The organism is Paraburkholderia sp. GAS333, from assembly GCF_050435665.1.
GTDB classification, from domain to species: Bacteria; Pseudomonadota; Gammaproteobacteria; order Burkholderiales; family Burkholderiaceae; genus Paraburkholderia; species Paraburkholderia fungorum_A.
On record NZ_JBNDKS010000013.1, the window covers coordinates 36929 to 50465 of the forward strand.

Sequence of the window (13537 nt, forward strand, 5' to 3'; positions counted from 1 at the left end):
GATCACCGCGAGAGGGTTTGTTTTGTCCTTTGGACGGTGCAACCACTGCACCGTCCGAACGGTGGCGGACCCTCCCTTACTTCTGCGGAACGGGTGTGTGGCGAAGCGGCGGAAAGCGCGGTCGGCCAATGACAGTTAGTTGCATATCAGCATGCTTCGCCCCGATCGTATGAATCCCTTCGAAGCCGGCGGACTACTGCTCAACTGAAGCCATCGCCAACCCCGGCGCTCCAATCCGCCCGCTCAGGCTCTTCAATCCAAACGTCGCTGCAAGCGTCAATGCGGCGCACGCCACCATGAAGTAGCCCGGCGCAGCGGCATCGCCCGTGCGTGCAATCAGCCATGTACCGACAAGCGGTGCGGTCCCGCTAAAGATCGTGAAGCTCAGATTGAATGCCAGCGCTACACCGCTAAAGCGCACGCGCGTCGGAAACATATCGGCGATGATGCAAGCAAAAGTGCCGTTGATTAAAGCCGCGCCCAGCCCACCGAGAAACATCAACGCAATCAGATCGATCCGGTGGCCGGCAGCCGCGTGATAAAACGGCATGGTCAGCACAATCAGCAACAACGCACCGGCGCGCATCAGATGACGCCGCGCCACGCTGTCCCCGAGCCGTCCAACCAGCAGAATTCCGATTGACGCCGTCGCCAGCGCAACGTTCTGACCCAGCGCGACCTGCCGCGGATCGTAGTGCAACACCTTGTCGAGATAGGCCGGCATGTGGGCGAACAGCAAGCCGTTATAAGCCGCCGTTGCAGCCGTCGTCAAAACGCCGATCAACACCGGACGCCAATAGTCGCGCATCAGTTCGGCAAAGGGATGCTTCGCGGCCATGCCTTTCATCTGCGCGAATTCCGGCGTCTCTTCGAGCTTTCGACGCAACCAGAACCCCAGCAAGCCGATCATCCCGCCGAAGATAAACGCAATCCGCCAACCGTAGGCGGCTACATCGTCGGGGGTGAGAAGCGCGTGGACGCCGAGGTTCACAGCCGCTGCCAGCAGCACGCCAGAGTTCACGCAAAAGAACACGATCCCGCAGACAAAGCCGGCCCGGCGCGGCACGGTTTCGACCACGTAGGTAATCGAGCCCGGCAATTCGCCGCCGAGACAGAAGCCCTGAATCAGCCGCAGCAGCACCATCGCCACGGTCGCCGCAATGCCCCAACTGGCGTAGGTGGGAACGAGGCCCATGCCGATCGTCGACAGCGACACGACGATCACCGAGACGATGAACACGCGCCGCCGTCCGTAGCGATCGCCGAACCAGCTCAGCACGGCGCCGCCAATCGGCCGCGACAGATAACCGATAGCGAACACGGCGAACGACAGCAACAACGCCATGGTCGGATCGAGCATCGAAAAAAACGCGCGCCCGATGAACTGCGCAAACACGCCGTAGACGACAAAGTCGTAAAACTCCAGCGCGCCGCCCAGACTCGCGAGAATGATCAGCCGCCACTGGCTCGCGCTCAGGCGGTCGAAAGGGACGCTGCGCGCCGGGGTGGTTTCGAGGGTTGGCATCATGTCTCCTGACGCATGGCTTATAGGAGCGGCCCGGCGCGCACGCCATGCAGTGCGGCGGCTGGTACAGGTTTAACTAGCCGGTTGCAGCGATACCGTATCGGGTCACTACGCTTCGAGCGGCACGCGCACGATCTGCGAAATATCCTCGTCGCCCAGCCCCTGCTCCACCGCTCGCGCGAGCCACAGCCGCACCAGCGACGCAACCGGCAGACTCACGCGCGAGTCATCCGCGAGCGCTTCGACTGCGTCGAGATCCTTGAGCATCGTGCGGATGGTCCCGGATGCGCGAACGGGCGCCTCAATCATTCTCGGCATCAGCGTTTGCAGCAGCACCGAGTCGGCCCATCCGCCCTGCAATGCGGCAGGTATCCGCGTAACGTCGATGCCCGCGTGTTGCGCAAGGCGTGTCGCCTCGGCGAGAGCCGCGATGGTCGTCATCACGATGGTCTGATTGGCGAGCTTGGTGGCCTGTCCCGCGCCGCTGTCGCCCATCCGGGTCACACGAGCTGCGTACGCGGCGATCACCGGTGTCGCTGCGTCGAACGCGTTTGCCGAGCCGCCCGCCATCACCGCCAGCGTGCCGGCGGCTGCGCCCGCCGTGCCGCCGGAAACCGGCGCGTCGATCCAGTGGCCGCCTGTGCGCGCGTGCCAGCGTTGGGCCAACGCTATCGTCTGCGACGGCGACAGTGTGGAATGGTCGACCAGCGTGGTGCCGTCGCGTGCGCCGGTGGCGAGTCCGTCAGCGCCGAACACGACGGCTTCGACCGCGTCGGCGTTGGCGAGACATAGCATCACCATGTCGGCGGCCCTGGCGACTTCGGCGGGTGTGCGGCAGGCGACGCACCGTGGCGCAGCCCCGACGTCGGCTGACGATTCCTCCGCCAGCGCCGTCGCCTTCTCATGCGAGCGATTCCACACACGCACGCTGTGCCCCGCGTCGATGAGACGGCGTGTCATCGGCAGCCCCATCAGACCGAGACCGCAAAAGCCGATCGGGCGCGCGCTCACGCGGCGGCTCCGTCGTCGCCGTGAGTCGGCGCATCGTAGGGCCAGTCGAGCGCACCGGAATGCGTGACTGCGCCGAGATGCGCGGGCCGCACCAGCGCTTCGTATTTCTCCAGCACGCCCGCGAGTCGACGCTTCGGGCGCGCGGGCAACTCCGCGCGGCGTTGCGCGAGCTGCTCGTCGGAGAGATCGACACGCAAGCTGCCGCTGCGCGCATCGATGTGAACCAGATCGCCGTCGCGCAGCAACGCAATCGGTCCGCCCATCGCGGCTTCCGGTCCCACATATCCGATGCACATGCCGCGCGTCGCGCCGGAAAACCGGCCGTCGGTCAGCAGCGCGACTTTCTCGCCCATGCCCTGCCCATAGATCGCCGCCGTCACGCTGAGCATCTCGCGCATGCCGGGGCCACCTTTCGGCCCTTCGTTGCGAATCACGAGCACTTCGCCCTCGCGATAGTCGCGGGCCGCGACCACCGCCATGCAGTCTTCTTCGCATTCGAAGATCCGCGCCTTGCCCGAGAAGGTCAGCCATTTGAGTCCGGCGATTTTCAGACACGCGCCATCCGGTGCGAGATTGCCGCGCAGGATCACGAGGCCGCCGTTCTCGCCGAGCGGTTCGTCGCACGACCGCACCACGGTCCCGTCCGGGCCGGCGTAGTCACGCAACGCCTGCTCCAGTGTGACGCCTTCGAGAGTGGGAACGTCGCCGTGCAGAAAGCCGCCTGCCAGCAACGCATTGAGCACCGCCGGCACACCGCCCGCGTGATGCAGGTCCTGCGCGAGATAGCGGCCACCAGGCTGCAGATCGCCGATCAATGGAATGCGTGCGAACACGCGCTGCACATCGTCGAGCGTGAAGCGGATGCCGGCTTCATGGGCGATCGCCGGAATGTGCAGCGCGGCGTTGGTCGAACCGCCGGTCGCAGCGACTGCCGCACAGGCGTTTTCCAGGCCTTTGAGCGTCACCAGATCGCGTGGCAGCGGGCCACCCTCCTTCAGCGTGCGCATCACCGTTTCGCCCGCGCGCCGCGCAATCGCGATCCGCTCGCTATAAACGGCCGGCACCATCGCCGAGCCAAGCGGCGCCAGGCCGAGCGTCTCGGCGACCATCGCCATGGTATTCGCGGTGAACTGCCCGGGACACGAACCGGCCGTGGGTGTGCACTGCTTTTCGATTGCATCGAGTTGCGCGCGGGTGATGTCGCCGCGTTGCGCGGTGCCGACCGCTTCGATGGTGGTGAGGATGGTCGCCTGACGTTGCAGCCCCGTGCCCGCGCCGCCCGGAATCTGCCCCGGCGCAACGCCCGGCAGCATCGCGCCGCCGAACAGAAACACGCCGGGCACGTTGACGCGAACCATGCCCATCAGGATGCCGGGCAAGGTCTTGTCGCAACCCGCGACACCGACCAGCGCATCGTACGCATGCGCGCGCACGAACAACTCGACGCTGTCCGCGACGACCTCACGCGACACGAGGCTCATGCGCATCCCCGCATGATTCATCGAGGTGCCGTCGGATACCGAGATGGCGGAGCCGCGAATCGGCACGCCGCCGCCCGCAGCGACGCCGAGCCGCGCATTGTCGGACACCTGGTTCAACGACATCGAACATGGCGTGTTCTCGCCGAACGTATCGACGATCGCCACAAACGGCTTCTGCATCGACTCGTCGTCGAGCCCGGTCGCGCGCAGAAACGCACGGTGCGGCGCGCGCGTCACGCCATCGGTCACCATGCGGGAACGGTGTTTATGGAGATTGGTCATGGATGGGGTTTTCGTTTTCATTTAAGGGGACTCGCTCGCGGCCGAGGTCGCTGTGGCGACGGCTGGCGAGGACTCGCGGCAAGCTCTGCTCGTCATGCGCGCGGGCTGCATTTATCCGCCGTTCAGCAGCAGGCCGTTTTCCGCCGCGATCACCTGGCCGGTGATAGCCGGCGCCTGGGTCGCGAGAAACCATGCAAGCGCAGCGATTTCGGCGGGCTGCGACACACGTTTGAGCGGCGCCTGTTCGGTCATCCGGGACAGCACGCCGTCGTAGACGTCGGCGTCGAGCACGCGCAGCAGCAGGCCGTCGTCGACGAGGCCGGGTGCGATTGCATTGACGCGAATGCGCGGCGCGAGATTGCGCGCGAGCGACAACGTCAGCGTATTCACCGCGCCTTTCGACGCCGCATAGGCAATCGACGACCCGGTTCCGTTCAGCCCCGCCAGCGACGACACATTGACGACGCTGGTGCTGAGCGCGGCGCTCGCCGATTCGCGCAACAGCGGGACGGCCGCGCGCGTCATCTGGTAAAGCCCGATCAGATTCACGCGATAAACACGCTCGAATTCGCTGTCGTCGATCTGGTCGAACGCGTTGTGCGGGATCACGCGCGTGGTGCCGGCGCAATTGATCAACGTATCGATTCTCTGCCAGCGACTCGCGACCGCATCGACCGCGCGGAGGCAGTCGGCGTCGTTGCCCACGTCGGCGTCGAACACCAGGGTCTGCGCGCCCGCGTCGCGACATGCGGCCTCGACGCCCGCCGCCGCATCACGTGTGCTGTCGTCGAAATTGCCGATTGCGACCGACCACCCCGCCTGCGCGAAGCGCAACGCGCAAGCCGCGCCGATGCCGGAAGCCGCCCCCGTGATCACGCAGACAGGCGTGCTCGATTGTGTCATTTGAACGTCCCTTCAGAGCGTTGAGAAGTGCGATGAAACGGAATAACCATCACGATCGCTGCGCCGATCAGCAGCGCGGCGGCGATCGCCAGCATGCCGGGAAGCAGCTTGCCGCCGCTCAGATCCGCCAGCCAGCCGACGATGAACGGACTGACGAAGCCCGCCAGATTGCCGGTGCAATTGATGACCGCAAGACCCGCAGCGGCACCCGCGCCGCCGAGCAGCGCAGTGGGAATGCCCCAGAACACGGGCGCGATCGAGTTGATACCGATGGCCGCGACCACCAGTGCGAGCACCGCGACGGCCACGTTGGCGGCAAACAGCACCGACGCGAGCAGGCCGAGCGCGCCGATCACGCAACAGAGCGCGACATGCACGCGCCGCTCGTTGCGGCGGTCGGCATGGCGCGCGATCCAGATCATCGCGACGACGCTGATCAGCGACGGCACGGCCGACAGCAAGCCGATATTGCCGATGCTCGCCACGCCGCTCGTCTTGATGATGGTGGGCACCCAGAAGGCCAGCCCGTAGTTGCCCATCGCGATGCAGAAATACAGCAGGCCCAGCAACCAGACCTTGGGATTCGCGAATGCGCCGCGCGCGGTGGTTTCGCTGCGGGTCGCCGCGTCGCGCGCGAGGTCGGCGGCAATGCGGGATTTCTCTTCCGCGTTCAGCCAGCGGACGTCGGCTATGTTGTCGGTCAGCACGAAGAAGGCCGCGACCCCGACGACCAGAGAACCAAGCCCTTCGATCAGAAACAGCCAGCGCCAGCCCGCGATCCCGTAGACACCGGCGAAATGCGCCATCAACCAGCCCGACAGCGGTCCGCCAATCGCGCCCGACACGGGGATCGCGGTCATGAACAGCGCAATGATTTGCGAGCGACGCTGCGCCGGAAACCAGTTCGACAGATACAGCACGACGCCGGGAAAGAACCCGGCTTCAGCGACACCCAGCAGAAAGCGCAGCACGTAAAACGACGTGGCGCCGCTGACGAACACCGTGAGACTCGACACGATGGCCCAGCTGACCATGATCCGCGCGATCCAGCGACGCGCGCCGACCCGATGGAGGATCAGATTGCTGGGTACCTCGAAGATGAAATAGCCGAGGAAAAAAATCCCGGCGCCCGCACCGTAGACCGTCTCGCTCAGCGACAGGTCGCTCAGCATTTGCAGCTTCGCGAAACTGACGTTCACGCGGTCGATATACGCGACCACGAACGCCAGAAAAAGGAAAGGCACGATGCGCCGCGTGAGCTTTGTGTAAAGCGCGGCGTGCGCCGGCCCGTCGAGTTCATGACCGAAGGCAACGCCGTTGCCGTATGAATCAGCGTTCATCTCTGTGTCCTGTTCGTGCCGCTGGCACGAAGTCTCCTGAGCATCTCGCGTTGCACCGGAGCCGATGCAGCGGACGCTATCTTGTGGGTATGCAAAGCCTGCGCCGCCTGGTTCCGGCGGCGGCCGGATTGGGCGGCGCTTGAGCGGCTTACCATCCCGGCGATTAAAGATTAACGACGTGGCGGTCATTGCCGCAAATCACGAATTCGGCGAAAGTTATAACTCCACGGTTATGTCATCCGCCGATTTTGGGGAAAACCCTGTGATGTCTAGTAACGATCCGATTGAGCGCTTCTTCCGCAACGGACTGAAATTGCCGCATCTGCGGATACTCGTGAGCCTCGCGGATCTCGGCCAGGTCACGCGGGTAGCGGCGGCCTTTCACGTCACACAGCCGGCCATTTCGAAGCAGATCGCGGAGATCGAAGACGCGCTCGGCGTGACGGTGGTCAGCCGGGTCGGCAACGCGCTCGAGTTGACCGGCATCGGTCAGGTGATCGTGTCGTGCGGAAGAGAAGTGTTGCGCCAGATCGAACTGGCACGGCGCGACGTGAGCGCGCTCGCGTCCGGTACGGCGGGACATGTCCGGGTCGGCGCGGTCGTCACGATTCCCGAGCCGCTGATTGCGCACTCGGTGCAACTGTTTATCCGGCGCGCACCGTCCGCGTCGCTATCGTTTGCCGAAACCACGCTCGACCGTCTGATGCGGATGATGGACGACGGCGACCTCGACATCGCGCTCGGCCGCAACCGGATTACCGCCGGCAACGGGGTTCAGTCGACACTCACGCAGGAGGTCCTGCATCGCGAGCCGTTCGTGTTCGTGGCAGGCACCCATCATCCGTTGGGTGACCCGGATCGCCCGGCCACATGGGCCGATTTGAAGGGATGCCGCTGGATCACGCCGATGCAAAGTTCGCCTGCGTACGCCACGCTGGTCGAGACGCTTGCGTCGCACGATCTCTCGCCCGACCGGGGCGCGGTTGAATCGAGTTCGCTCGCGTTGAACGTCGCGCTGATTCGCAGCGGCGACTTCATTTCGATCCTGCCGATGTCGGTAGCACGGCCCCAGGTGATACGCGGCAACATGCGCGTGTTGCCGCTACCGCCGCTGCAACCGCTCGGCGAGGTTGTCGCCTATTGGCGCGCGGACTCGACCACCCCGGCGGCGGAACTGTTCAGTGCGTGTCTGAGAGAAGTGTCCAGCGACCTGCTCGGGGAGCAGGTGCCCGACGGGTACGGCGACGAGGGATATGCGTGAGCACGGCCACCAGGCCATATCGCAGGGGAGTCGATCCGCGCAGGCGTCAACTACGCGTGGCCTTTTAACGGTCCCGTGTGGAGCCGCCGTTCCGAAAGGCTAAGGTGCCAGGCCCAGCTCGGCATCAATAGCCGCCACCAGGCGAGGATCGTCAGACACGATATCGGGCGAAAAGCGACCGACAACCCGACCATCACGGCTCACCAGAAATTTCTCGAAATTCCACAGCACATCAGGCGCCGTATTGGGTTCGATACCGTAACTTTTCAGTCTTTCGCGGAACGGGCCGTCACCTGTCGCGGCAGGCTGACTGTTCGTCAGCGAGCTGTACAACGGATGCTGGTCACCACCGACCATGGAAATCTTCGAGAACAGAGGGAAGGTCACGTCGTAGCTCGCGCTACAGAACGCCCGGATTTCTTCGTCGCTGCCCGGCTCCTGTTCCTTGAAATTGTTGGCCGGAAAGCCGAGCACCTCAAGACCTTGTGAACGCTTGTCCTGATAGAGCTTCTCCAGCCCTTCGTACCGCGGCGTCAGCCCGCACCTGGAAGCAACGTTCACTACCAGCAGTACCTTTCCCTCAAACTGTTTTAACGTCAGTGCAGTACCTTCGATCGACGTCAAAGGTATGTCGTACAGGTTTTGACTCATAGCTCACATTCTCGGTTGATCAAGGGGAACATCTTCATTGACGCTTCGCGCAAATCGACGGGATGATGAAGTCGGCATGTCACGTCAACACTACTTCGATCGAAACGCCCTCACGATACCTCGCTTTCCAAAAACCGGCAGAACTCGCGATCAGATCGACGTATCGCGTCAATTTCTCTCCGGTACGTACGATCGCCGCCTGTTCAATTGGCAACCCGCTCGAAAAATGTACGACTTCAGGGAAGCCTGTTGTGATTGACCTGCTCGACCGCGATGCGCAATCTCGCCCCCCTAAAGAAAACTTCATTTTTCGGCTAGATAGATCCGCCTGCTACTTCGCTACGCTATGGCTTGCCGTCTCGCAGCGGGCCGGTTGACCGAAACGTCGTGCGTATCGGCACATTGATGAGCCGCGCGTAAAGATGGATACGACGCGTGCCCGATGCCGATCCGCACGAACGAACGACGCGCCTGAAAGATGATGGATCCTGGGCCACAACGCCCGGACCTTCGCATATCTCCTCACATTGCCCTCACGCCCGCGCTCAAGCCGCGTGACGGGCTTCAGCGACCGCCGTCCATCCGTCCTGGTCAAGGACAGGATGCACTCTCGCCACGCGACGGGGCGGCTCAATATCCAGACACATGAAAAGGAATGTCAGACAATGAATATGCGCACGACAATTATTTCGATGTCGATTTTGCTGGGCATCCAGGCGCTCGCGGTATCCGCACCCGCATCGGCTGCGACCAGCGCGCCGGCTGCAGCAGTCACCCAGCAGCACGCTGTGCCGGTCACCATCCGTAACGTCGTGATTGGCGAAGGCGCACCGAAGATCATCGTTCCAACCACGGCTTCGACGGCAGACGAAGTGCTAGCTCAGGCTCGGGCGATTGGCAGCAATCCCGCTGTCGATATCATCGAATATCGCATTGATTACCTGAATTTCGACACCGATGCCGCGCAAGTGGCCGCACTGGGAAAGCAGGTCCTCGCCGCGGCCAACGGCAAGCCGCTTATCCTGACCTTCCGCACCAAATCGGAAGGCGGCTCGAAGGAAATCACCGATAAGGAATACGGAGACCTGTACCTGGCTCTGATCAAGGCGCACTTCATCGATATTCTCGACGTGGAAATGTTCCGCCAACCCTCCGTCGTGCGCGAAGTAGTCGACGCCGCGCACGCGGCTGGAATCAAGGTCGTGATGTCCAGCCACGACTTCAGGAAGACACCTTCGACAGAGGAGATCGTGTCCCGCCTGCGCAAGCAGGACAAGATGGGCGCGGACATCCTGAAGATCGCGGTGATGCCGCATAACGTTGCCGATGTGCTCAAGCTGCTCACCGCAACGGAGCAGATTCGGGACCGCTATTCCCGCAAGCCGTTATTGACGATGTCGATGGGCGGATTGGGTGCGGTATCGCGCTTCTCCGGCCAGGTGTTCGGCTCCGATCTGACCTTCGGCATGATCGGCGAAGCCTCGGCGCCGGGCCAGGTGGATGCCAAAGCGCTGCGTCAGGTACTCGACACCATCAACGGCGCGGTCAGCGGCAAGTAACCACGTGGCGAACCGCTCGGGGTCGGCAGCCGCCGGCTCTGGCCCGATGAGATATCTGCTTCGGCCACGCATATCTACTGCACACTGGATCAGCAGAACCGGCCGCCAGGTTTCAGCGGCGGCCAATCGCTTCTTCCGCGTACTGTCCGTCGATATGCGATCGTCACAGATGGACGCGTCCCACTCTGACCATTTGCGGCAATGCCAATGGATTACTGGTTGTAGTGCTCGTGATGTGCTGCGTGATGTTGAACAATTGTCCGCGCAGCCGGATATCCTGCGACGATGCCCCTACGAGGATTTCAAAGGGCGCTGCGTCTGAGACCCATGCGGTGCGGCTGGTATCGTAGTACGCCAGCGACCGCTGATTCAGATACACGGTGACGCGTTGCGTTTCCCCGGGCTGAAGAAATACTTTTGCAAAACCTTTGAGTTCTTTAATAGGGCGAGGCACCGGAGCACCCTGCTCGCCAACATAAACCTGGGCTGCCTCGGACCCGGCAACCTGGCCTGTATTGGTCACGTTGAACGACACCGCAATACGGTTATCGGCTGATGCGACTTGCGGGGAGATTCTCAGCCCCGAGTAAGAAAACGTCGTGTAGGACAACCCGAAACCGAATGGAAAGAGTGGCGTGCGGTTGTTCTTCTCGAATCCACGATAGCCAACGAAAATGTCCTCGGTGTAGGTCATCGCATCGAAGTCGAGAGAATTTGAGTACTGCGGGTAGTTCGGATAAGTCGGGTTGTCAGTGATACTGCGCTCGATAGTGATAGGCAACTTACCGGAGGGGTTCACGTCGCCAAAGAGAATTTCGGCCAACGCCTGTCCTCCGTTCTCTCCTGGGTACCACGCATGAAGTGCGCCGCCGACCTGCCCTATCCACGAATGCATGTCGAGACCTGTGCCACCGTGCACTACCGCAATAGTCTTCGGATTGACGTTAGAAAGGTTGGATATCAACTCGTCCTGAAACTCTGGAAGCGTGAACGGATGGTCAAAACCCTCACCTTCATATTCGTAGCTGTTTCCGACAGCGACAATAACCGCGTCATAGCTGTTTAGGTTGGGAGGGGGCACGAGAGACGCCCAACTCAATTGCGCTCCGAGGAACCCTCCAAATACGCCAACGTACCCAGACCGTGGAGAGTAATCGAATTGCACCGTGTACTTCTGGCCCGCTTGCAGCAAGACCCGAGCGCTCGACGGAATGGTGGGCGGAATAGAATTGCCAGGCAGTGGATTGCCGTCTCCATTGGAGAGAACTAGCTGCCCATTGACGTAAAGACGAACTGCGCCATCTGCTCTTGCCTTGAAAACGTGCGCTCCCGTGACTGTCGGTGTTACGACACCGATCCAACGCGCAGACGAGGGGGTTGACGTGCTTCCTCCGCTGCCATACGTGGTGGCGGGTCCGGTAGCAGTCCCCGTTGCACTGCCTGTCACGCTGCCCGTACCTGTGCCGCTTCCTGGCCCGGTCGTGGTAGTACTTCCGCTGCCTGTCGATGCACCGGCCGTCACCAGATTGATGTTCGGTTCGATGCGAGTCAGCACGGGACTTCCGCTCCAGGTCGCATTGCTGAAATACTGCGCCTGAACGCCTGCTGTCCCACTGGTGGTAGTCCATACGCTGCGCGACGGGTCCAGCGTCATGGCATCGATCAGGTCGACCCGCGCACCGCCGGCAATCTGTTGCAGACCGCTCAGCTCGCTGATATAGACAGGCGAGATAATGTTTGCACTGCCATATCCAGTAGGCGGTTGACCCGTCGCCAGCTCGCCAATCACGGCAACACTTTTGACGCTGCTGCGGCTGAGAGGCAGCAGGTTTCCGGAGTTCTTGAGTAACACGATTCCTTCTCGCGCCACGTCGAGCGCAGCGCGTTCGGCAAACGGAGGATGCGACACGTTTGTCGCTGCGGGCACGCCATTGTTGAACCCGTAGGCAACCACGCGACCGAGGATGCGGCTTACCTTGTCATCGATAAGGCTTTGCGTTATCTGGCCGCTCGAGATATAGGGACTCAATGCCTCTGGCGCGAAAAGCGATGCTGACGGACGCTCCATGTCCACGCCGGCAAGCGCGGCGGGCAGCGTGTGTTTCAATGCGGCGTAGTCGGACTCGACGAATCCTCTAAAGCCCCATTCGTTTTTGAGCACCTGTTGAATGACGTGGCTATTCTCGCAGACCGGATCGGCACCGTTAAGCCCCTGGAACCCGCACATCACGACGGCTACGTTCGCATTTTTCACGGACGATTCGAATGGGACCAGATAGATTTCGCGCAGCGCGCGCTCACTGACGGTCTCCATCAAGCTGAAGCGGTTGACCTCCTGTTCATTGGCGAGATAGTGCTTAGCGTCTGCCCAGACTCCTTGCGACTGAATGCCGTTGATTTCCGCTGCGGCCAGCACTGCGCCGAGATAAGGATCCTCTCCCGAGACATACTCGAACGAACGGCCCGCATAAGGTGTGCGATACATATCCATGCCAGGACCGGCTATTTGCTGGAAGCCGCTCAAGCGCGTCTCCAGCCCGAGCGCGACGCCCACTTCCTTAGCGCGATCAGAGTTAAACGTCGATGCAAGCGCAGGACCAGCCGGATAGGCAACCCCCGGCGGCGTCGCTAACCGCACGCCAAGTCCCGCGTCACTCGCCTTGATTTGCGGCAGGCCCAAACTCGGTACGGGCTTCACATCCCAGGCGCCAGTACCGCTGATGTAGTCCACTTTCTGCGCCGATGACATCTGGCTGAGTAGCGACTGGACAATGACACTCACTTGAGCTTCGGTCGATGGCGTAAGTGGCGGCGCGGAGTAAGCAACGACAACACCAGCACCAAGAAGGATCGCGACTGCATATCGAATACTCATGGCGCCACCCGCTTCGGTTGCGGTCGCTTCAGATCATCGACGTGTCGAGATCGTGTCGACCAATGTCCAACTGACAATAGTCCCAAACGCAGAAATGGAAAGATTCGTAACACATGGTTACACAGACGAACTATCATTTTCTTGTACGTCTGTAACACTCCGAACTAATGCATTCGACGGAATTAAATTCAGCAGATAAAGAACTCCGAAGGAATGCTATGTTTAGTTAATTGTGTTTGTTTTTTTATAACCATCAAGTGCAGTGAGGTGGCAGATATGATTGCCAATCGTCTCCTGAAAATATTGAGTTGTGGCTCGGCAGGTGTGATGGTTGCAGTGGGCAGCGCAGTGTTTGTCACAGGCTGCGACGGAAGCGGAAGTTCCACGCCACAAGCGGTTGCGAACACGAGTGCTCAGTCCGCGCAGGCGACCTCCGACGACGGCGCCGCGGAGACGCCCTCCCAGGCTCAATTGACGTCACCCGTGAGCCAAGCCCCGGTAGCTCGTCAAACTCAGGTCATCGTTCCCGTGCAGAATCAGATGCCGCCGCGACGGCAGGTGCAAAATTAAAAGGTGCTGCATCGAGCTATCCGAAACTTTATCGGCAATCTTCTCCTCGGCAGAAGGCGGTTCGTCATTCCATGCTCCG

9 protein-coding genes are annotated in these 13537 nt (G+C 61.7%); 2 read left to right on the forward strand and 7 right to left on the reverse strand.

Annotation, left to right across the window (positions count from 1 at the left end):
* Positions 1–193 precede the first annotated feature (193 nt).
* The 5 genes from ABH945_RS34885 to ABH945_RS34905 all read right to left on the reverse strand — a co-directional run bounded on the left by ABH945_RS34885 (position 194) and on the right by ABH945_RS34905 (position 6542).
* Positions 194–1525, reverse strand: a complete 1332-nt coding sequence (locus ABH945_RS34885) for an MFS transporter (protein WP_429253712.1) — start codon at positions 1523–1525, stop codon at positions 194–196.
* Between the two features lie 108 nt (positions 1526–1633).
* On the reverse strand, positions 1634–2536 hold the full coding sequence (locus tag ABH945_RS34890) for an NAD(P)-dependent oxidoreductase (RefSeq protein ID WP_429253689.1): 903 nt from the start codon (positions 2534–2536) through the stop codon (positions 1634–1636).
* Positions 2533–4299 carry a dihydroxy-acid dehydratase gene (ilvD, locus tag ABH945_RS34895; RefSeq protein WP_429253690.1) on the reverse strand — a complete coding sequence of 589 codons (1767 nt, stop codon included), beginning with the start codon at positions 4297–4299 and terminating at the stop codon, positions 2533–2535. Before ilvD ends, ABH945_RS34890 begins: the two co-directional genes overlap by 4 nt.
* A gap of 111 nt (positions 4300–4410) precedes the next feature.
* On the reverse strand, positions 4411–5202 hold the full coding sequence (locus ABH945_RS34900; protein ID WP_429253691.1) for an SDR family NAD(P)-dependent oxidoreductase: 792 nt from the start codon (positions 5200–5202) through the stop codon (positions 4411–4413).
* Positions 5199–6542 carry an MFS transporter gene (locus tag ABH945_RS34905; protein WP_429253692.1) on the reverse strand — a complete coding sequence of 448 codons (1344 nt, stop codon included), beginning with the start codon at positions 6540–6542 and terminating at the stop codon, positions 5199–5201. Before ABH945_RS34905 ends, ABH945_RS34900 begins: the two co-directional genes overlap by 4 nt.
* Positions 6543–6807: 265 nt before the next feature.
* Here ABH945_RS34905 and ABH945_RS34910 point away from each other — a divergent pair, with 265 nt between their 5' ends.
* Positions 6808–7803 (forward strand): LysR family transcriptional regulator, encoded by a 996-nt coding sequence (locus ABH945_RS34910; RefSeq protein WP_429253693.1) that lies wholly within the window; start codon positions 6808–6810, stop codon positions 7801–7803.
* Between the two features lie 99 nt (positions 7804–7902).
* Here ABH945_RS34910 and ABH945_RS34915 read toward each other — a convergent pair whose 3' ends face one another.
* Entirely contained in the window at positions 7903–8454 is a 552-nt protein-coding gene (locus ABH945_RS34915; RefSeq protein WP_429253694.1) for a glutathione peroxidase, read from the reverse strand.
* A 692-nt stretch (positions 8455–9146) separates the two neighbouring features.
* On the opposite strand from ABH945_RS34915, the gene aroD reads away from it, so the two are divergent.
* Positions 9147–10013, forward strand: a complete 867-nt coding sequence (gene aroD / locus ABH945_RS34920) for a type I 3-dehydroquinate dehydratase (RefSeq protein WP_429253695.1) — start codon at positions 9147–9149, stop codon at positions 10011–10013.
* 163 nt (positions 10014–10176) lie between these two features.
* Here the strand turns inward: aroD and ABH945_RS34925 are convergent, their stop codons facing one another.
* On the reverse strand, positions 10177–12888 hold the full coding sequence (locus tag ABH945_RS34925; protein WP_429253696.1) for a glycoside hydrolase family 3 protein: 2712 nt from the start codon (positions 12886–12888) through the stop codon (positions 10177–10179).
* Positions 12889–13537 lie beyond the last annotated feature (649 nt).

What these genes read in the sequence shown, in the direction of transcription:
- ABH945_RS34885 (WP_429253712.1), bottom strand. Translation starts at nt 1,525, where the DNA reads ATGCCAACCCTCGAAACCACCCCGGCGCGCAGCGTCCCTTTCGACCGC.
- ABH945_RS34905 (WP_429253692.1), bottom strand. Translation starts at nt 6,542, where the DNA reads ATGAACGCTGATTCATACGGCAACGGCGTTGCCTTCGGTCATGAACTC.
- ABH945_RS34900 (WP_429253691.1), bottom strand. Translation starts at nt 5,202, where the DNA reads ATGACACAATCGAGCACGCCTGTCTGCGTGATCACGGGGGCGGCTTCC.
- ilvD (WP_429253690.1), bottom strand. Translation starts at nt 4,299, where the DNA reads ATGACCAATCTCCATAAACACCGTTCCCGCATGGTGACCGATGGCGTG.
- aroD (WP_429253695.1), top strand. Translation starts at nt 9,147, where the DNA reads ATGTCGATTTTGCTGGGCATCCAGGCGCTCGCGGTATCCGCACCCGCA.
- ABH945_RS34910 (WP_429253693.1), top strand. Translation starts at nt 6,808, where the DNA reads ATGTCTAGTAACGATCCGATTGAGCGCTTCTTCCGCAACGGACTGAAA.
- ABH945_RS34925 (WP_429253696.1), bottom strand. Translation starts at nt 12,888, where the DNA reads ATGAGTATTCGATATGCAGTCGCGATCCTTCTTGGTGCTGGTGTTGTC.
- ABH945_RS34915 (WP_429253694.1), bottom strand. Translation starts at nt 8,454, where the DNA reads ATGAGTCAAAACCTGTACGACATACCTTTGACGTCGATCGAAGGTACT.